Annotated in this window: 18 protein-coding genes and 1 pseudogene; 13 read left to right on the top strand and 6 right to left on the bottom strand. The window is 46.8% G+C overall.

Translation table 11 applies throughout. The features are described from left to right. Positions 1 to 119: 119 nt before the first annotated feature. From CKQ84_RS10750 to CKQ84_RS10735, 4 genes are all read left to right on the top strand, one after another. A complete protein-coding gene (locus CKQ84_RS10750; protein WP_105251249.1) occupies positions 120 to 449 on the top strand; it encodes a cytochrome c in 330 nt (109 codons plus the stop codon). A 191-nt stretch (positions 450 to 640) separates the two neighbouring features. Continuing rightward, a complete protein-coding gene (locus CKQ84_RS10745) occupies positions 641 to 2,365 on the top strand; it encodes a DUF3373 domain-containing protein (protein ID WP_105251248.1) in 1,725 nt (574 codons plus the stop codon). A gap of 55 nt (positions 2,366 to 2,420) precedes the next feature. Then, a complete protein-coding gene (locus CKQ84_RS10740) occupies positions 2,421 to 3,809 on the top strand; it encodes a tetrathionate reductase family octaheme c-type cytochrome (protein WP_105251247.1) in 1,389 nt (462 codons plus the stop codon). A gap of 314 nt (positions 3,810 to 4,123) precedes the next feature. Then, positions 4,124 to 5,284 (top strand): putative sulfate/molybdate transporter, encoded by a 1,161-nt coding sequence (locus CKQ84_RS10735; RefSeq protein WP_105251246.1) that lies wholly within the window; start codon positions 4,124 to 4,126, stop codon positions 5,282 to 5,284. A 104-nt stretch (positions 5,285 to 5,388) separates the two neighbouring features. Here CKQ84_RS10735 and CKQ84_RS10730 read toward each other — a convergent pair whose 3' ends face one another. From CKQ84_RS10730 to CKQ84_RS10720, 3 genes are read right to left on the bottom strand one after another with little or no spacing between them, the layout of a single operon-like run. Next, the gene (locus tag CKQ84_RS10730; protein WP_105251245.1) at positions 5,389 to 6,381 is read right to left on the bottom strand and encodes a polysaccharide deacetylase family protein; all 993 of its coding nucleotides are present in this window, start codon (positions 6,379 to 6,381) and stop codon (positions 5,389 to 5,391) included. Continuing rightward, the gene (locus CKQ84_RS10725) at positions 6,378 to 7,016 is read right to left on the bottom strand and encodes an ester cyclase (protein WP_105251244.1); all 639 of its coding nucleotides are present in this window, start codon (positions 7,014 to 7,016) and stop codon (positions 6,378 to 6,380) included. The genes CKQ84_RS10730 and CKQ84_RS10725 overlap by 4 nt, the downstream gene beginning before the upstream one ends. Then, the gene (locus CKQ84_RS10720) at positions 7,016 to 8,152 is read right to left on the bottom strand and encodes an alkene reductase (protein ID WP_105251243.1); all 1,137 of its coding nucleotides are present in this window, start codon (positions 8,150 to 8,152) and stop codon (positions 7,016 to 7,018) included. The genes CKQ84_RS10725 and CKQ84_RS10720 overlap by 1 nt, the downstream gene beginning before the upstream one ends. A gap of 111 nt (positions 8,153 to 8,263) precedes the next feature. Here CKQ84_RS10720 and CKQ84_RS10715 point away from each other — a divergent pair, with 111 nt between their 5' ends. Further along, complete coding sequence (locus tag CKQ84_RS10715; RefSeq protein WP_071938732.1) at positions 8,264 to 9,175, top strand: LysR family transcriptional regulator; 912 nt, start codon at positions 8,264 to 8,266, stop codon at positions 9,173 to 9,175. Between the two features lie 7 nt (positions 9,176 to 9,182). On the opposite strand, the gene CKQ84_RS10710 is transcribed toward CKQ84_RS10715, so the two are convergent. Next, positions 9,183 to 10,994, bottom strand: a complete 1,812-nt coding sequence (locus CKQ84_RS10710) for a PhnD/SsuA/transferrin family substrate-binding protein (protein ID WP_173913173.1) — start codon at positions 10,992 to 10,994, stop codon at positions 9,183 to 9,185. A gap of 212 nt (positions 10,995 to 11,206) precedes the next feature. On the opposite strand from CKQ84_RS10710, the gene CKQ84_RS10705 reads away from it, so the two are divergent. The 8 genes from CKQ84_RS10705 to CKQ84_RS10670 all read left to right on the top strand — a co-directional run bounded on the left by CKQ84_RS10705 (position 11,207) and on the right by CKQ84_RS10670 (position 17,110). After that, entirely contained in the window at positions 11,207 to 11,809 is a 603-nt protein-coding gene (locus CKQ84_RS10705; protein ID WP_105251242.1) for a response regulator transcription factor, read from the top strand. A gap of 415 nt (positions 11,810 to 12,224) precedes the next feature. After that, positions 12,225 to 12,500 (top strand): hypothetical protein, encoded by a 276-nt coding sequence (locus CKQ84_RS10700; protein ID WP_105251241.1) that lies wholly within the window; start codon positions 12,225 to 12,227, stop codon positions 12,498 to 12,500. Between the two features lie 15 nt (positions 12,501 to 12,515). Further along, a complete protein-coding gene (locus CKQ84_RS10695) occupies positions 12,516 to 13,067 on the top strand; it encodes a dihydrofolate reductase family protein (protein ID WP_105251240.1) in 552 nt (183 codons plus the stop codon). 165 nt (positions 13,068 to 13,232) lie between these two features. After that, the gene (locus CKQ84_RS10690; RefSeq protein WP_105251239.1) at positions 13,233 to 13,808 is read left to right on the top strand and encodes a type II secretion system protein; all 576 of its coding nucleotides are present in this window, start codon (positions 13,233 to 13,235) and stop codon (positions 13,806 to 13,808) included. Between the two features lie 144 nt (positions 13,809 to 13,952). Next, complete coding sequence (gene hslV / locus CKQ84_RS10685) at positions 13,953 to 14,477, top strand: ATP-dependent protease subunit HslV (protein ID WP_006083300.1); 525 nt, start codon at positions 13,953 to 13,955, stop codon at positions 14,475 to 14,477. 19 nt (positions 14,478 to 14,496) lie between these two features. Further along, positions 14,497 to 15,825: an HslU--HslV peptidase ATPase subunit gene (hslU, locus tag CKQ84_RS10680; RefSeq protein ID WP_105251238.1), complete on the top strand. Its 1,329-nt coding sequence runs from the start codon at positions 14,497 to 14,499 to the stop codon at positions 15,823 to 15,825. 194 nt (positions 15,826 to 16,019) lie between these two features. Beyond that, a complete protein-coding gene (locus CKQ84_RS10675) occupies positions 16,020 to 16,406 on the top strand; it encodes a gamma-butyrobetaine hydroxylase-like domain-containing protein (RefSeq protein WP_063883307.1) in 387 nt (128 codons plus the stop codon). A gap of 119 nt (positions 16,407 to 16,525) precedes the next feature. Beyond that, positions 16,526 to 17,110: a DUF4375 domain-containing protein gene (locus tag CKQ84_RS10670; protein ID WP_105251237.1), complete on the top strand. Its 585-nt coding sequence runs from the start codon at positions 16,526 to 16,528 to the stop codon at positions 17,108 to 17,110. A 34-nt stretch (positions 17,111 to 17,144) separates the two neighbouring features. On the opposite strand, the gene CKQ84_RS10665 is transcribed toward CKQ84_RS10670, so the two are convergent. Together CKQ84_RS10665 and CKQ84_RS10660 are read right to left on the bottom strand one after the other, a co-directional pair. Next, entirely contained in the window at positions 17,145 to 17,621 is a 477-nt protein-coding gene (locus tag CKQ84_RS10665) for a hypothetical protein (RefSeq protein WP_105251236.1), read from the bottom strand. Between the two features lie 291 nt (positions 17,622 to 17,912). Further along, positions 17,913 to 18,375 (bottom strand): annotated as a pseudogene (locus CKQ84_RS10660) (transposase); the annotation flags it as partial. Between the last annotated feature and the right edge of the window lie 133 nt (positions 18,376 to 18,508).

The following is an 18,508-nucleotide window of genomic DNA, read 5'->3' as shown; positions in this document are numbered from 1 at the left end:
AAGTGATATACCTCAAATTTACACACCGTAGGATTTGATAAATTAATTTACAAAGTGGAATCAATAAAAACACTTAACCAACAAATAAATGTAAATGATCACAAAAAGTAAGGAATGAGATGATGAAAACGTCAACTAAGATAGCAATTGCCATGGCAGTGATCGGCAGCTTGAGTATTAATGCGTATGCCGCAGAGGGAGGTAATCCAAAGAAAGGTAAACATTTGTACAAAAAAGAATGCAAAGCCTGCCATAGCCAAGGCGGTGAAGGTGGTGAACTCACGCCAATGGCCAAAACGATGAGCCAGTGGGATCGCTTCTTTGATAAAGATAAGCACAAATTCAAACCAGAGGTATTCAATGGCCTCTCGGAGCAAGACCTCAAGGATATACAGCAATTTTTGTATGACCACGCCGCCGACTCGGACCAACCCCAAACCTGCGGTTGATCTCTGCCAACGTTATGGCCTAAGACAATGGTAGAGAGCCCCCCTGCAACTGCTCACTAACACATTGAATTAAAAATTAAAAACCCAATTCGAGAAAAATGGGGAACACACCTCAGGGACTCCTATTGGGTAAATTTGGCGAAATGCACTTAGCGCAATCATGCCAACAGAACAACTCTGGGAGAAACCTTATGCGTACTCTTATCTCAATCCTCGTTGCCAATACCTTGTTTATGTCAGGCCAATCTTTTGCTACACCTAATGATGTGCAACAGGAAAATAAAAAAATTACCGAGTTAAAACAGAAGCTTGCCGATATTACCGAGCAATTGGATGATCTCAATAATCGCGTCGACAAAACCGAGCGGCACACATCGTTAGACCGCCTTGAAATTACAGGTGATTTCCGCACTAAAGCTCATTCACTACATTACCGCGATGTTGTCTGGAATCCTGCCATCAAAGTCAATTTCAACGACTTTGGTGCCAAAGCCATGTCCGGCGCTTTCGGTATGCCCAACGATCTCAACTCCCCACTAGGAAAAATGATGCAAGCTAATCCAGACCTTACTGCAGCCTTCCAAAATGGCATGTTACAGGGCGTGATGCCCTATGTGCTCGCGCCCAAAAGTGTACAGGACATAGATAACGATATTTTTTACACCACTCGCCTGCGGTTAAATCTGAAAGCTAAGGTATGGGATAACGTCAGTTTTGCTGGCCGCCTCAGTATGTATAAAAACTGGGGTGATTCTACCGGAGTTCAAGTATTTGATTCTTGGCGGTCTTTCACTATGGATGGTACCAGTAGCGGCAATACCAGTGGTGACTGGCTGCGGGTTGAACGCGCCTATTTCGATTGGAAAAACATTAATGGATCAGAGTTTTATCTTTCCATAGGTCGTCGCCCTTCCACCTATGGTCCACCCAGCCACTACCGCGAGAATGAAATGCGTGGCGGCACACCTTCAGGACATTTAGTCAACTTCAACTTCGATGGCGCCACCTTAGGCTACAACCTAGGTGAAATCACAGGTATCGAAGGCCAAGTCGTCCGTTTCTGTTACGGCCAAGGCTTTGAATCACAATGGGGAAATGGCGAGATGTTTGGTGATATTGTCACCAAGGATACTCACCTTGGTGGCTTTAATATCGATGCGATCAACGATGGCACCAACTTCCTCCAGTTCACCCTGTTTGGCGCCAAAGATGTTAATGACGGCTTTAAAGGCACCATGGCCTTCCCTACCCAGCTTGCGGGCATTTTCGCCCCCACCATGTATCAAGATATGCAAAAGTTCGACAACTTTAACTTTGTTACCCGAGTACAACCCAGCGGGGTTATCGGCGACATGTATCTAGGAGGAATTGGTTTTGCGCGCGAAGAAGCAAACGATATCAAATGGTTTGCATCATTCGGCTGGACTCGCGCCGAGCCTAACGGTAACGCAGGCATGTTTGGCGGCATGTTATCCGATGCCATATTTGAAGCCGAGCTAAACAGCACTGGTACTGAGATTATTATGGTGCCTAAAACCAGTGACGATACCGAAGCCAAAGACGGTTATGGTATTTATGTCGGCGTACAAATTCCTGCTCCCTACGGCAAATTGGGTCTGGAATATAACTATGGCTCCGAATATTGGACGCCTTTTACCCAGGCACAGGATGACCCTATTGGTAGTAAGTTAGCTACCCGAGGACATGTAGCAGAAGCCTATTACATCTTTGATATTAACCCCAAAATGTTTATCAAACTTGCTGGCCTCTATTACGACTACGAGTACACAGGCAGCGGTACACCTGTGGGTGCTCCACAAAAAATCGACGATGTGCTAGCTGGCTCTGCTTATTCCATGTTGCCAGTGGTTGATACCGCGTTTGATGTCAACGCCTCACTCACCATCAACTTCTAATCCGTCATTGATAACAACTATCAGCCCTCGGTTACATCGAGGGCGGGAGTACAAAATGAATAAGCTCATCCTCATTGCCTTAGCGGGCATGACATTAAATGCCTACGCCGCTAATCCCCATAAAGAGGCACTTAAAGGCCCGTTTACCACAGGCTCACAGGTGACCACACAATGTTTAGTCTGCCATGAAAATCAAGCGACTGACGTGATGAAAACCTCCCATTGGACTTGGGAGTTAGAACAAAAACTTCCCGATAGGACAGTCGTAAGAGGTAAGAAAAACAGCATTAATAACTTCTGCGTTGCCATTTCCAGCAATGAACCCCGCTGTACCAGTTGTCACGCGGGTTATGGTTGGAAAGACAGTAACTTTGACTTTAAAGATAAAACCAAAGTCGACTGCCTAGTTTGTCACGACACTACAGGAACTTATGTTAAAGATCCCGCTGGCGCAGGTGAACCTATGGCAAAACTCGATCTGACTAAAATAGCTCAAAACGTTGGCGAACCTGTACGGGATAACTGCGGTAGTTGCCACTTCTATGGTGGCGGTGGTGACGCGGTAAAACATGGGGACTTAGACTCATCCATGTCTTATCCAGACAAAGCGACAGATGTGCATATGGATAGCGACGGTAATGACTTTCAATGTCAGAACTGCCACACCACTGAGAAACACATGATCTCAGGTAATGCTATGGGGGTTTCACCCGGTGGTGTAGACCATATTGGCTGTGAAAACTGCCACGAATCAGCGCCGCACGCGAATAAAAAACTCAATACTCATACAGCGGCAGTTGCCTGTCAAACCTGTCATATTCCGTATTTTGCTAAAAACGAACCGACAAAAATGCGCTGGGACTGGTCAACGGCTGGAGATGATAAAAATGAAGCACTCGACCAATACGGTAAGCATACCTACCAAAAGAAAAAAGGAGATTTTGTTTGGGAAAAAATGGTCAAACCCCAATACGCTTGGTACAACGGCACAGCCAATGCTTATATGGCAGGAGATAAAATGGATCCGAGTACAGTCACTAAATTGACCTATCCCATTGGCGATATAAATGATGCCAAAGCAAAAATCTATCCTTTCAAGGTGCACACGGGTAAACAGATTTACGATAAAAAACTCAATATTTTTATCACACCGAAAACCTATGGCAAAGGGGGATTCTGGAGCGAGTTTGATTGGAACTTAGCGGCAAAACTAGGAATGGAAGCGAACACGACTATGCTTGAGAAAGGCATCAAATACAGTGGTGAATATGACTTTGCAGCAACTGAAATGTGGTGGCGGATAAACCATATGGTGTCACCCAAGGAGCAAGCATTAAATTGTAACGACTGCCATAACAAAGGCACAAGACTCGATTGGCAAGCCCTAGGTTATCAAGGTGACCCGATGAAAAGTAAACAAGGGCCAAAACACAAACAGCCTTGATTGAATCGTTCACTGATTTGAGCATCACAGATATCTTACTTTTAGTAAGGCATCGAAGTGAACACAACTGATTAACCAAATCGAGTTCCCAGTAATACCCTTTGAGATCTTAGTTTTTACTAAGATCTCTTTTTTTATAATCTTGTTACTCTCACCCAAAAAGACAATTAGACTCAGCCATTCTTCGGCCTTGCCCCAGTTTGTCTCATTGAGTGACTCAATACGGTAGTTTGACTCTGTTTACCCCCCAAATCATCTGATTTTTATGGCATTTATTTTGCGTAGTCATAGCGTGTTCAATTACGGCAATCAGTATGACCTCGGGCAAAATTTCCCAAACAGTATCCAATCCTTCATTCAACCGTTTACTCGGTGAAACCAGTGGCGCTTTTGCCGACTTAGGCACTTTTTTACCTTTAGTGCTAGGGCTAATTGCCCTCAATCAATTTTCGCCCCAAGGGATATTTTTGGGGTTTGGTCTATTCGCTATTCTCAGCGCGCTGTTTTACCGTCGCCCGATTCCGGTACAACCGATGAAAGTCATCGCTGCACTGGTGATCGCTCAGGGCTTAACCCCAGGCATGTTGCAGGCAAGCGCCATGTTAATGGGCATTATCCTGTTAATTCTCGCCTTTAGCGGCGCCATCACTTGGTTAGCCAAACAGTTATCCCAAGCTGTGAGTGTTGGCATTCAACTCGCCATAGGTCTGCAACTGATGTGGATGGGCACTAAGATGATGAGTGAATTTTGGCTGGTTGGCGTGGGGGCATTTGTACTGTTATTTATCAGTAAATTTTTGCCGCTGCGTTACCTTGCCATGCCCTTAGTCATAGCAGCGGGGATGATTTGGCAAGCAAGTACACAAACTAGTTTAGCCACTAACTTTGATATTCAAGCAATGACAGCGCCATTTCAATTAGCGTGGCCGACATCTATTGAATGGACCTCTGCCGCCGTTTTGTTGGTTTTGCCACAACTGGCATTAACCTTAACCAATGCGGTCATTGCCACGTCTGTAATGGCACAGGAGAAATTCCCTGAAGATGCCGCCAAACTCACGCCCAAAAACTTCGCAATTAGCTCTGGTCTTGCCAACTTATTGCTCGCGCCCTTTGGAGCCTCGGCCATGTGCCACGGTGCGGGCGGACTCGCGGTGCAATACCATTTTGGCGCCCGCACTTATCTGGCGCCGTTAATTTTTGGCAGTACGTGCTTAATGATAGCCCTATGCTGGGGTAGTCATATTGCTTGGCTATTAAGCCTTATTCCTATGGCAATCCTCGGCAGTTTACTGACCACTGCGGGGCTGCAACTGGCATGGTCGAAACGCTTAATCGATGGTAAGCCCTTCTGTATCTTTGTGATTTTATCAACCGCGGTGACTTGCCTCGCCATCAACGCCGCTGCGGGACTTGCCGTGGGGATAATTCTGGAGCAAGGTCGCCGCACTTGGGCCATGTTGGCCATGCGTTAATCGCTTCCGACTCGCAGTAATAAGGGTTCCTAAAAACAAAAAGCGCGTTAAACAATGCGCTTTTTGTTAACCATTTAAACCTCTTCCAACAAAGCTACAGCAGGCTAAAATGTTCTTGCAGGATTGGTCGGTGTGTCCTTTTGCGCCAGCGCCCATTTAGCAATGGCATCTTTACGCATAAAGCCTACATTGGTGTGATCTTTAGCGTACTGAATAAACTTATCTAAAGCGGTCACAAGTCCAGGAGCGCCACCAATACGGTCGTGCACACTGATCGACATCATCCGTCGCTGCGTCGAACCTTCTTGATAGAGCATATCGAACTCATCCTTTAGTTCCTGCAAAAAGGCCGTGGCCGTCATAGCAGTGTTGCCAGCAAAACGTCCGATATCATTGTTACGTAAAGTGTAAGGCACAACCGCAAAAAGCTTATTTCCTACTGGGATAATTGAAGGTTCGTCCCGCGATAGGTCATCGATGTGATAAATAAAACCTAAGTCCTGCAAAATATTGAGGGTTTGAGTACTATGGCGCATCCAAAAGGCATTAAAACCTAAGGGGCGCTGACCAGTGATCCTTTGCAGCGTCTCAATACTCGCCACATAGGAGGCGCGTTCCTCTGCTGGCGACATGCTGTACTGTGGCGTCCACGTTTGTCCGTGGCCCGAAATCTCATGCCCCTCATCTGCAACTTGTTTGGCAAGTTGAGGATGTAGCTCAGCGGCGCGCCCAACCATGTGAGAAGTCACCTTGATATTGTGCTTACGCCACAAACGCAGCAGTCTTGGAATGCCTTCGTTCATACCGTAGTCGTACCAAGTCGGGGTGATGGTATCTGGATAGCCCTTTTCCATCGGCGGAAACGGCCCTTCGGCATTTTTATCTTGAGCACCTGCTTCAAACTGCATTGAGATTGAAATCACTAACTGCTCACCACTTGGCCAAAATATTTTGTTCATCCCACTGCCACCTGAACTTTTGGAGTCATTTTCTAAGGTATCTAATGATGGTAAACCAATAGCAAGCGCCGTTTGGCTTAGGCCGAACCCTGCAGCGATGGCGCCACCTGCCATTAAAAATCGTCGACGTTGATTCATGATTGAGTCCCTGCAGCTAATTGAGACAATAGCGTTTGATAATCTTCAAGGTGCCAGTTATCTGTGATGAAACCATCCCGTACTCGATACATGTCAACAGCACGAAAATCGATTTTCTGCCCTTGGCCTTTTTGCTCACCAAAGACACCAGTAAAGCGGCCATTAAAACGCAGACGTACCACTGCACGATCGCCAACTACTAGCAAATGCTCAACTGAAACAGAGAGATCGGGGACCGCTGCCCTAAATGCCTTTGAGGCTTCGAGTGGACCCGTGATTCCCTGTGCGCGGCCAGCGGGCAGAGTACGGTCGATAAAACCAGTCGCCAATGCGCCGTGGGCAAAACTTGCATCGCCCGTGTGCCAAAAACTGGCATATAACAAAGCGGCGCGGGCGATAGCTTGTGCCTGCGGTGATTGATCAGAAATCGTTTCCATTGCCGCCACTTTTGGCACTAACGCCGCTCGCACTTTAGCACTATCCTGTGTTGTTGCCCCTTGAGCGGCTAACGCATCCATGCTCAGACTTGCTAAGCTAAAACCCACAATAGCGATACCTATAAAGCCTGAAAACCATAGACTTAAACTGAGCCAAGCGGGTAAGCGCTGAACATACAAAGTGTTAACCCGATCCATTATGCCACCTCATCGTCAGCGGAGCGGATGACGGCTCTCAATGCTTCGTTGTGTGTAGGATAATCTGTATAACCCGCTGCACTACCGCCAAACAAGGGCCCTTTGTCGAATGCAGATAAAGGCAATTGATGCATTAAACGGTAAGGCAAATCAGGATTTGCAATAAAAGGTCGACCGAAGGCAACTAAGTCCGCATAACCGTTATCAATCACTTCATTGGCACGCGCCACATCATAGCGACCCGCAACAATAATGCTGCCCTTAAAGACTTTACGCAGCTCGACTCTAAAGGACTCTGGCACCTGCGGCGCATCATCCCAATCAGCCTCTGAAAGATGTAAATATGCCACGCCCAATGCCGATAAATGCTTAGCCGCTAACAGAATAGTGTCTACAATTTCAGGACACGCCATATCTTTAAACGTCACGTAAGGGGCGAGGCGAACCCCGACTTTATTGGCACCAATTTTCGCACTCACGGCTTGGACAATTTCGAGTAAAAAACGAATGCGATTTTCCTGAGTACCGCCGTAGGCATCAGTTCTGTGGTTTGAATTGGTGCGTAAAAACTGGTCAATCAGATAACCATTGCCGCCGTGAATTTCGATGCCATCAAAACCCGCCGCAACCGCATTCACTCCCGCCTGTGCAAAATCGGCCACAACGCGGTCGATATCCGCTTGCACCATAGCCCTAGGTTCTGGGCAATCCACCATTTGCCCTTCAGGATGCGCTTCATCCACAATCCATACTTTAGTGCCAACGGGCGCAATAGCTGATGGCGCAATCGGGGCATTACCCTGCTGAAAAATCGGGTGCGATACACGGCCAACATGCCAAATTTGATTGAAGATTTTACCACCAGCCTGATGCACTGCCGCTGTGACTTTTTTCCAGCCCTCAATTTGCTCAGCGGTATACACGCCCGGCGTAAATGAATAACCTTGGCTGTCATCGGAGATTTGTGTCGCTTCTGTGATGATTAACCCCGCCGAGGCGCGCTGGGCATAATATTGCGCCATCAGATCATTAGGAATATTGCCTGGCTGCGTAGTACGCGCCCGAGTCATAGGGGCCATCACAATGCGATTGTTTAATGCCAGTGACGCTAATTTGTAAGACATGAATAGACTCATACACACTCCGAACCAGAAATTAAGATGAAACATCAGTGGTGCAATTGTGCATTAGTTAATCTATATTGATAATCAGGCTATTATTAAAATCATTTTCAAAAATAATTTGATATGTATCATTTAAACGATCTGCAATTAGCGCTGCGTATCGCAGCCTTAGAGAGTCTCTCGGCAGCCAGTAAAGAAATAGGCATGACGCCGGCAGCGGCAAGTGCCGCGCTGCAAAGATTAGAGAAAAAGCTAGGATGTCAGCTATTTGCTCGCTCGACGCGGCGCTTACAGCTCACAGAAGAAGGGCGGATTTTTCTCGATTCTGCGAAACCCGCACTGGCGATTCTCGAAACCGCCAGCGCCAATTTAGCCGAACACAGGGGTGAGCTTAAGGGCGAAGTACGCCTCGCGTTACCTTCGGATATTGGTCGCAGCCAGATCCGTGCTTGGCTCGATGAATTAATGGACAGCGCCCCAGAACTGACAGTGCAGCTGTATTTTGGCGATCATATGACAGACTTAATCGACCAAAATATCCATTTGGCTTTGCGCTATGGTCAACTTGACGACTCAAACCTTAAAAGGCGTCAGCTCGCCATGACCCCAAGGGTACTGGTCGCCTCACCCGCTTATCTGGCACAACACGGCACACCAAGCACGCTAAATGAACTTAGCCAACACGCAGTACTGATCTTAAATCGCGGCGGTGAGCCATGGCAGAAATGGAAGTTAAGTCATAACGGCGCCCCCGTTGAAATCGAAGTCAGGGGCCAACGTTTCTGTAACGATGGCGCAGTGATCCGCGACTGGGCACTATCTGGTCGTGGGATTGCCTATAAGAGCTGGCTCGATGTGGCGCAAGATGTAACCGAAGGCAGACTCCACTTAGTGCTAGCCGATAAAATAGCCCCACCGATCCCACTGCAATTGGTATACCTACAAACCGATTATCCCAGCCATAAGATCCGTCGCACCATAGAGTTTTTAGTAGAAAAGCTCAGCCAGTTCTCCCAAAACTATCCACTGCCCTAATGGTAATTTATCCCTTGGGAAGTACGACTGTCACCACACAGCCCTGTTGCCAAGGGAGTAAAGCTTGCGTGGATTGCTGACAGTTTTCGATTTGAATGCTGCCGTGATGGCGGGTAACCACATCCTTACAGATGGCTAAACCTAGGCCTAATCCCGCATCTTTGGTTGAGGCAAAAGATGCCATCAACTCACTCGCCTGCCCCTGTAGCCCTTCGCCATTATCAATAACTAACACTTTGATTTCATTTGGATGATAATAGATATCGATCCATAATTGACGCACACGATTATCGCCGCAGGTTTCTAACGCATCTAAGCTATTTTTTACTAAATTGACCCACATTTGACTTAAACCAACGCTATCGCCCATCAGTTCAAAGGGCTCACCCTGCACTCGCACATTCACTTGCACATTCGCGCGGTCTAGCTCGCGCCGCAACAGAGCTAAAGCTTCTTTCACCACTGGCACTATATCTAAAGGTTCGGCCTTGGCCTGACGCCGTTTGAGTAAACCGCGAATACGATGTACAACCGCTCCAGCGCGAATCGACTGCGCATTAATTTTACCGAGTACATCATAGAGTTCCGGATTATCTTGCCCAAGCCTTTCCAGTTGTAGCATGGCACCTTCGCTGTATTGGGTAATGGCGGCTATAGGTTGATTGAGTTCATGGGCAAGTCCTGCACCTATTTCCCCAAGAATCGCCGCACTTTGCAGTCGCTCAAGCTGCAGTGCCTTGTCCTTTAATTGGCGCTCAGTGCTGACTAAAAACTCACTTTTCTGGCGAAACTTATATTCAAGCCACAGGTGATAAATGGTGGAAATAATGAAAATTAACAACAGTGCGCCACCCCATTCTTTATTTTTTGCCATCCATTTGTATACGGTTTGATAAAGTGGTGGTGATGCACCCTGTAGTTGTAATTCTTTAAATAACTCAATCACTTTTAACTGGCTCACGGGCGCAGTCCAGCCCAAAGTATCGGCGGTAATTGCTGCAATATGATCGGCGGGTAAATCGAATAAGGCGCGGGTAATCGCCATCGTCAGCTTAGGAGAAACCGTATCCGCCGCAGCGAATGACCAGTTTGGGTATAACTGAGTGCTCACCTCGCAATCATATCCTGCAGGTGTTGCAGGATGGATAACCCGATAATCGACCTGATTAACAAGACCCGTTGCGATCATTTCCTCTAAGGTACAAAAAGGCGCTATTGCGGCGTCGGCACTGCCATCTCTGACTTGATAGATAAGCGGTTCTAACGGGAACCCGAGGAAGCGCACTTGCCCAAAAAACTGTTCGGGTAAAAAACCCATTTTATGCAGTAACCCCATTGCCGCTTGATACCCGCCTAAGGCCTGCGGATCACTGGCGACCACATTGCGCCCGCGCAAATCCTGCAAGGTGCGGATAGGGCTGTCGGCGCGGACAATAATGGTCGCGCCTATGGTAAAAGTGCTGCCTTGATGCTTACGGCTCTTCATTGTCGCAAGCCAAGACAGCGGGAAGTTGTTACTTAGATGCAGATATTGCCCGGGGTTAGTGACGATAAACTGCAAATCATGCTCAAGTAACTGACTACGCATGCCATTAAAATCCACAGGCACGACTTCAAAATGATTATTAGGCACTTGCTCACTGAGGTAATCCATCATAGGTTGCCAACGCTGCTTGGCCTGTAATACGCCATGGTTTGCCAGCACTCCGACTCTAAAATGGTTCACCTCTGTCGCTTCGTTGGCATAGGACGGATTAAGCCCAATGACACTCAGCAAGAATCCCATCAATATCGCTTTACACCAAGAGTCAATCGTCATCGCCTCTATTACCCACTCTTATATGCCATTGTCATGGAACGACTTTAGCTCGCAGATAAAAATCAAGCTGTGAAATGCCGCCAAACTCTGGTTTATGCCCAGAGGGAATTGGCTAATTTAGTGATGTATCTCCCAAGACCTAGGCTTAAAATTGAGCCCACTCTGTACCCAGCTTAAGCTGATAGCATGCTTACCGCCCCACAAGGAACACCATGTCGATAAAATTGCCACTCTATCTAGTCGATGACGATGAAGCGATTCTGGATTCACTGGGCTTTATGCTCGGACAATTTGGCTATCAAGTGCAAACCTTCAACAGCGGCCGCGACTTCCTTGAGCACTGTGCATTATCACAGGCGGGCTGCGTGATTTTAGATAGCCGAATGCCGGAAATCACCGGCCAAGAAGTGCAGCAAAAATTACTGGAAACCCACAGCCCGCTAGGCGTGATATTTCTCACTGGCCACGGCGATTTACCTATGGCGTTAAGCGCCTTTCGTAAGGGGGCCTGCGATTTTTTTCAAAAACCCGTATCGGGTAAGGCATTAGTACAAGCGATTGAAAAGGCGCAGCGTGAAAGCCAAGCGGCCTTCGAGCAGCAAAGTCTGCAGCATAAGTTTGACCAACTGACCGAGCGCGAACAGCAAGTGTTAGCCCATGTGATCCAAGGCATGACTAACAAGCAAATATCGGAGGCGATGTTTTTATCCCTGCGCACGATTGAAGTACACCGCGCAAAAATCATGAAAAAGCTCGAAGTGAACAATATGGCAGAGCTAGTGCAACACTTAGGCAATCTGAATTCTGTCTTATAAGTCAATCACCCGTGGTCACTAAAAAATCGTTAAGCCTTCTCGCCACGCATAAGGATTTAACCGTTAAACCCTTTTTACCCCGACCATTCAAGATACCGTAACTACACAGTTTTCATCCAGCCTGCGACAAGCTGTCGCAGTTTGCGCATTTGGCTTTGTTAAATATCGTATCAACCCGCACAATCAAGCCATAGGTTCCTTCCTTTGTGCCCCGCAGGCGCTCAAGAAATCCACTGCTTTTTGAACCTCCACCCGAGGGTAACTATGCCCTCGGGGATTTTTTTCTTCCATCCGCGAATACCTTCCTCCAAGATAATAACTAGAGTAGAAATGGAACGATCCAATTCTAGTTCCGTCTGCAAAGCAGTTATATACTTACCAACCGTCTCAAATAATAAGAATCATGGAAGAGCGAATGTTCAAACCTTTAATATTACTCAGCTTTAGCACCTTAGTCTTGGCCAGTATGAGTGGCTGCGTTGGGCCGCTTAATTCAAAATGTGATACAAATTCCCCCTACAGCAAACAAGAATGCAATGCAGCCGACGCCGCAGTTTATGTTGCGGCGGCCATATTGGAAGGCCCAGATAAAGGTCAAACGTGTAACGATATGTCGGGCAAAGCAAAACAAGACTGCCTAGCTCAGCAACAGGCACTGAAAGAATCACTAGAGAAACACGCTCGAAAATAGCATTAAGGAAGATGAATGAAAGCCTCCGTTTTTATTGCCACGACCCTCGATGGTTATATCGCAACGCCCGATGGGGATATCGACTTTTTAAATCAGCACCCCAGTACTAATCCCGATGAAGACTTTGGTTATCATGCCTTTATCGACACTATTGATGCGATTGTAATGGGACGAAAAAGCTTTGAAAAAGTCCTCTCCTTCGATTGTGATTGGCCCTATGTAAATATCCCAGTGTTTGTATTAAGTCGCAGCGGCGTAACAGTACCGTCGGCGTTAAGTGAGCACGTACAAGTGCTAAATGGCGATGCGGCAAGCATTAGCGAACAACTCAAAACCCGTGGCTTTAAGCATCTCTATATCGATGGCGGCCAAACAATCCAAGGCTTTTTAGCGGCAGGGCTAATTCAGGAACTCACGCTCACTCGCATCCCCACTTTACTGGGTAAAGGTATTCCCCTCTTTGGTGACTTAGCTCAAGCGATTCAATTAATGCCAATTCACACGCAGCAGTACGACAATGGCTACGTACAAACCCGCTATCGTGTTATAGACAAAACGGCTTTATAAGCCGTTTACATTCGGCTGATTGCATTGAAGGGTGAAGTGATGGCTTGCCATCTTGCTGCATAACCATGTAACAGCAATGTTAAACAACTAAATATTATCAATGGCTTACTGATTGCAAATCAAAGTTCCGTTAGAATATTGTCCTCTAACAAATAGGTGAGCAATATGAGTCGTTTGCAGTCATCGAAGGGTTTTACATTAATTGAGCTGGTTGTGGTCATTATCATCCTTGGGATCTTGGCCGTCGTCGCAGCACCACGGTTTTTAAACCTAGGCCAAGATGCTCACGATGCCAGAGCCAAAACCGCATTTGCGGCCTTTACCTCTGGTGTTAAGCTTTATCACAGTTGCTGGCTTGCGGGCGGTCACTCTGGTTATACCCAAGATCTCGCCTGTTATGGTGACGGAAAACTCGACTCGACCACCACAGGATTTCCACTGGGAATAGAGACTGCAACCGCTGATGCCGGTGCTAAATTGCAGGGCGATTATTGTGGTCAGTTATGGCAAGGTCTTTTGGCTAATAATGAATTTGTCATTGCCGATCAATACTCTTGGCGCACAGTTCCCAATGTCGACATTGTTTACTGGTATGGTGCCGTCGACATAAAAGATCCCAATGCTTACTGCATTTTCAACTATGTCTCTGACGATCGCAGCTTCGGCAGTGAAAACTGGGATCTTAAATACTATCCCTTCGATGGCCGCACTATTGTAGGTCGATCCACCCTTTCCCAATAAGCGCTTATTTTTATTGCTAAAGGAGCGCGAAAGATCGCAAACTCCTTTGGCATTTGCCGCGATTACTTGAATTATTGTCATCCATCCCCATATATATCCCATCATCCACCGCAACTTTTGCTGCGGGCCAGAAGAGGATTCACTGTGACCACTATCGTATCAGTACGCCGTAATAATCAAGTTGTCATCGCCGGCGATGGCCAAGTCTCCCTAGGCAATACCGTCATGAAAGGTAACGCCAAAAAAGTGCGTCGCTTATATCACAACAAGGTACTGGCAGGTTTTGCAGGCGGCACCGCCGATGCTTTCACCCTATTCGAGCGTTTCGAAGCCAAACTCGAAATGCACCAAGGCCATTTATTGCGCTCGGCCGTTGAGCTCGCCAAAGATTGGCGTACCGACCGTATGCTGCGTAAGCTCGAAGCCCTGTTAGTCGTGGCCGATGCGGAAACCTCGCTGATCATCACAGGTAATGGTGATGTCGTTCAGCCAGAACACGACTTAGTCGCCATTGGTTCGGGCGGCAACTATGCCCAAGCGGCGGCCCTTGCGCTATTGCAAAACACTGAACTGTCAGCCTTAGAAATCGCCGAAAAATCCCTGACCATTGCCGCGGATATCTGCGTATTCACCAATCAATTCAAAACGATTGAAGAACTCAATTACTAAACAGCCCGTGAGGAATATTATGTCTGAAATGACCCCCCGTGAGATTGTCCACGAGCTGGATGCACACATTATTGGCCAACAAAAGGCCAAACGTTCTGTTGCTGTCGCCCTGCGCAACCGCTGGCGCCGGATGCAACTTGACGCGGATTTCCGTCAAGAAGTCACCCCAAAAAATATTCTGATGATTGGTCCAACAGGCGTTGGTAAAACTGAAATTGCCCGCCGTTTAGCCAAGCTGGCGAACGCGCCTTTTATCAAGGTCGAAGCGACTAAATACACAGAAGTGGGTTATGTCGGTAAAGAAGTCGAGCAAATCATCCGCGACTTGACCGATATCGCCATCAAGCTGACCCGTGAACAGCAAATGGGCAAGTGTCGCCAACGCGCCGAAGAAAATGCCGAAGAGCGCATTCTCGATGCCCTGTTGCCTAAGCCGAAAAACGACTGGGAAAGCACTGAAACCGATTCCAACTCAAATACCCGTCAAGTCTTCCGCAAAAAACTACGCGAAGGCCAATTAGACGATAAAGAAATCGATATCGATGTGGCCCAACCGCAAATTGGTGTTGAAATCATGTCGCCTCCAGGCATGGAAGAAATGACCAACCAGCTGCAAAGTCTGTTTAAAAACATGGGCCAAGCACCAGCAAAACGTCGCAAGATGAAGATCAAAGAAGCCTTTAAGCTATTGATCGAAGAAGAAGCCGCCAAACTGGTCAATCAAGAAGATTTAAAAGAACAAGCCATTGAAATGGTTGAGCAACACGGCATAGTGTTCCTCGACGAAATCGACAAAATCTGTAAGCGCGGCGAAACCTCAGGCCCAGACGTTTCCCGTGAAGGCGTGCAACGTGACTTACTGCCGCTCATCGAAGGCTGCACTGTTACCACAAAACACGGCATGGTAAAAACCGACCACATACTGTTTATCGCCTCTGGCGCATTCCAGATGTCTAAACCGTCGGATTTAATTCCTGAATTACAAGGTCGTTTACCGATCCGTGTCGAGCTAGATGCATTATCAGCCAATGATTTTAAACGCATTTTAACCGAGCCACACGCCTCGCTCACCGAGCAATATATCGCGCTGATGGGCACAGAAGGCGTGAAAGTTGAATTCAGCGAATCGGGTATCGACAGCATTGCGAAAGCCGCATGGCAAGTAAACGAGCGCACCGAAAACATCGGCGCCCGTCGTTTACACACTGTGATGGAAAGGCTGATGGAAGATATCTCCTACGAGGCATCGGAAAAATCGGGCTCCGCCTTTGTTATCGACGCCGACTATGTCAGCGCCCACTTAGACAACTTAGTCCAAGACGAAGATCTCAGCCGCTTTATCCTCTAGTACTAAACCGTTCACCGCCAAGCTCAAACGACTTGGCGGTAAACGACTCAAATGCAAAAGTGTGACTTAAACGAAAAAGCCTGACCAAGGCTCTCGCTTACCCTTTGTATCCTTGGCCGCGAGTGGTTACATTAGTCAGGTGTTATTTTAATGAGTCGTTATCCTATCCTTAGCATTTTCTTGGTAGCCAACCTATGACCACAGCAACGCCCAATGTCACCGATCTTAAACTGAAACGTAAATCGCGCATTCTAGAAATCAGTTTCGATAATGGTGAGCAATATCAGCTCAGCTGCGAGATGCTCAGAGTCTACTCGCCCTCGGCCGAAGTGCATGGTCACGGTAATCCAAAGCTGGTCACCCACAAGAAAAACGTCAACATCAGCGCCATTGAACCCGTCGGTAACTACGCAGTGAAAATCGTCTTCGATGACGGCCACGACACAGGCCTATTCTCCTGGAAAGTACTCTACGATCTCGCCACCCACCAAGTGGATCTATGGGAAAAATACCTCGCCCGCCTACGCGCCGAAAAAGCCTCCCGCGAACCACTGATCGCGATGAATATAAAGTACAACTAGTACGTTAGGTAAATAGACGCTTAATTGTGAGATGTAAACTCTAGAAACAGAGAATTTAACAATGGGTAGCTTGTGAAGCTGTGAGTTCTCTTACTGACTTGAGTATCAAAGGAAAGACCATGTCGGAAAAAATCCCCTGCCAAGAATGTAACACCTTAATCCTTCCGAGTACCGCCGAGAAAAATGAGGGTTTATGCATGCCCTGCAAAAATGGCATACGTGCAAATCTCGAGCGTGCGAAGGAATACTACCAACAAGAGCGTGAACTCGATAAAACCTGTCCCTTTCGAGCCTTTTGGCGAGATCTTGTTGTAAGGGTACATAACAAAGATCAAGGTTTTTATACGCTTAGACCAGAGGAACAAAACTACTATGCGGTGAACTGCTTATCTGGCGAAGTCTATAATGGTGGATTTATTCAGTATTTCGACAACTCTTCAGGTGAGCATTACGCCTTCGCCGAACGTGGACTTATCCAAATGGGAGCAAGCCACTCGTTAAACTTATTGCACCAAGCAAAACAGGCCGTGTTTGGCGAAAAGCCAGTACCAATCGACAGAGATCGTCGTTTAGCCGCAACCGATAACCAAGACCTGTACAGCGTACTCGATAAGCTAGATGACGAGTTTTATAAAGATCTAGATGATCTCGATGCCAAGCTTGAAAGCTACGCCCTTGATTACGGACTGGTAAATAAGACTTAACAGGCGATTGTCGGTAATCACTTAAAGATAAAGGCTATCCTTGGCAGAAATAAGCATAATTGAGCCTATCTTGCTGACCCCATACCGCAGTCCAGCCATTCACATCGCTCATATAAGCGAAATAAATGGACTGCGTTTTAAGACAAACATCTTGAAATGGCGCTTTATTCTTATTAATAAAATGAGCCGACCTAACCAGCACATCGGCACAAACGTCTTCATCCTCCACTAGCCAAATAAAATCATCACGCCATTCATCCAGTACTATCGCTGCCTCAGGGGAATAGAGCCTCAACTTATCTTGAGCGAGTTCCATTTGCTCGGGAGTCACAGAACATGAAACCGCCAACTTATCGAATACACCTGAGCCGCCAGCCCAAAAAGACAAATCAAATTCCAACCTATCCTCTAGCGGCGTAAAACCCAATAAATTTTCGATAATCATCAAACTTTTAGCTAAATCGGCATCTGGCCTTTGGTAACGCTTTTCAATCCCATCATATTCCCGCATACGAACTAAGCTCCTGCTGCGTTAAGTGACGCATTAAAATTGAGTAACATACTATAAAATAATAACTTTTTGATCAATGTACCCAACGATTAAGACTATTACGCCAGTGACTCGCCGACTTTGATTTAAAAATGAGTTATCCCTAAGCGCTCGATGGCGCCATTTGCAGCATAAGGAAGCGCGAACACCGCGAGCACATGGTCAAGGATAATGGAATGAAAATTATCAGGCCTACCATTTTAAATCAGCAACTTCATCAAGTAAGGCCTGTGGTTTAAACCGTCCTTGCTAAAAGCGGCCTGTACAGTTATCTTCTTGATTTGCTTGTCTTGCTATTAGCTCAATCAAACATCGCGCTCTTTTGAAAACTTAGGCATGAAATATCGCATAATCGGTTGACCTCATGCGCCTCAACTAGCTCTCCTTAAACGGATTTTTGCGTTAATTCATCGTCTTTAAATAGCTAATGCCACTGCTCCAGCACTTCTCAGTCAGTTCAACGATTGGCACTGTCGATATCGACTGGCAGCACCACATGCAGATAATTCGACATCACCGCAAAGGCTGCAACATCGATAGCAAAAACGGCTTCAAGTTCAAACAGTAGTGACTCAACCCAACTACAGCGATGGTCATAATTTTTCCCAGAATAGGCATCATCGCCACATAAAAAAGTACGCCGCACAACGCGGCTATAGCAATGGTAATAGGGAGTGTCTTCAAGGCTTATCTGAATTCTGAGAGGACGCGGCATATAAACCTCCTTGTTTAATGCTTAATCAAAACATAGTCGGAGGTTAACTACCACGCCATTTAAGCTGGGGGTCTTGAAAATAGCTTCTTTGTAGGCAACCTGAAAGTGCATTATATTGTTGCTCTAAAATGGA

This window comes from Shewanella sp. WE21, from assembly GCF_002966515.1.
GTDB lineage: Bacteria > Pseudomonadota > Gammaproteobacteria > Enterobacterales > Shewanellaceae > Shewanella > Shewanella oncorhynchi.
Note: the sequence above shows the minus strand (reverse complement) of the source record. Positions and strands in the feature narration are given on the sequence as shown.

What these genes read in the sequence shown, in the direction of transcription:
- CKQ84_RS10710 (WP_173913173.1), bottom strand. Translation starts at nt 10,994, where the DNA reads ATGACGATTGACTCTTGGTGTAAAGCGATATTGATGGGATTCTTGCTG.
- CKQ84_RS10670 (WP_105251237.1), top strand. Translation starts at nt 16,526, where the DNA reads ATGTCGGAAAAAATCCCCTGCCAAGAATGTAACACCTTAATCCTTCCG.
- CKQ84_RS10750 (WP_105251249.1), top strand. Translation starts at nt 120, where the DNA reads ATGATGAAAACGTCAACTAAGATAGCAATTGCCATGGCAGTGATCGGC.
- CKQ84_RS10720 (WP_105251243.1), bottom strand. Translation starts at nt 8,152, where the DNA reads ATGAGTCTATTCATGTCTTACAAATTAGCGTCACTGGCATTAAACAAT.
- CKQ84_RS10665 (WP_105251236.1), bottom strand. Translation starts at nt 17,621, where the DNA reads ATGCGGGAATATGATGGGATTGAAAAGCGTTACCAAAGGCCAGATGCC.
- CKQ84_RS10715 (WP_071938732.1), top strand. Translation starts at nt 8,264, where the DNA reads ATGTATCATTTAAACGATCTGCAATTAGCGCTGCGTATCGCAGCCTTA.
- CKQ84_RS10730 (WP_105251245.1), bottom strand. Translation starts at nt 6,381, where the DNA reads ATGAATCAACGTCGACGATTTTTAATGGCAGGTGGCGCCATCGCTGCA.
- CKQ84_RS10705 (WP_105251242.1), top strand. Translation starts at nt 11,207, where the DNA reads ATGTCGATAAAATTGCCACTCTATCTAGTCGATGACGATGAAGCGATT.
- CKQ84_RS10735 (WP_105251246.1), top strand. Translation starts at nt 4,124, where the DNA reads ATGACCTCGGGCAAAATTTCCCAAACAGTATCCAATCCTTCATTCAAC.
- CKQ84_RS10695 (WP_105251240.1), top strand. Translation starts at nt 12,516, where the DNA reads ATGAAAGCCTCCGTTTTTATTGCCACGACCCTCGATGGTTATATCGCA.
- CKQ84_RS10745 (WP_105251248.1), top strand. Translation starts at nt 641, where the DNA reads ATGCGTACTCTTATCTCAATCCTCGTTGCCAATACCTTGTTTATGTCA.
- CKQ84_RS10700 (WP_105251241.1), top strand. Translation starts at nt 12,225, where the DNA reads ATGTTCAAACCTTTAATATTACTCAGCTTTAGCACCTTAGTCTTGGCC.
- CKQ84_RS10690 (WP_105251239.1), top strand. Translation starts at nt 13,233, where the DNA reads ATGAGTCGTTTGCAGTCATCGAAGGGTTTTACATTAATTGAGCTGGTT.
- CKQ84_RS10725 (WP_105251244.1), bottom strand. Translation starts at nt 7,016, where the DNA reads ATGGATCGGGTTAACACTTTGTATGTTCAGCGCTTACCCGCTTGGCTC.
- hslU (WP_105251238.1), top strand. Translation starts at nt 14,497, where the DNA reads ATGTCTGAAATGACCCCCCGTGAGATTGTCCACGAGCTGGATGCACAC.
- CKQ84_RS10675 (WP_063883307.1), top strand. Translation starts at nt 16,020, where the DNA reads ATGACCACAGCAACGCCCAATGTCACCGATCTTAAACTGAAACGTAAA.
- CKQ84_RS10740 (WP_105251247.1), top strand. Translation starts at nt 2,421, where the DNA reads ATGAATAAGCTCATCCTCATTGCCTTAGCGGGCATGACATTAAATGCC.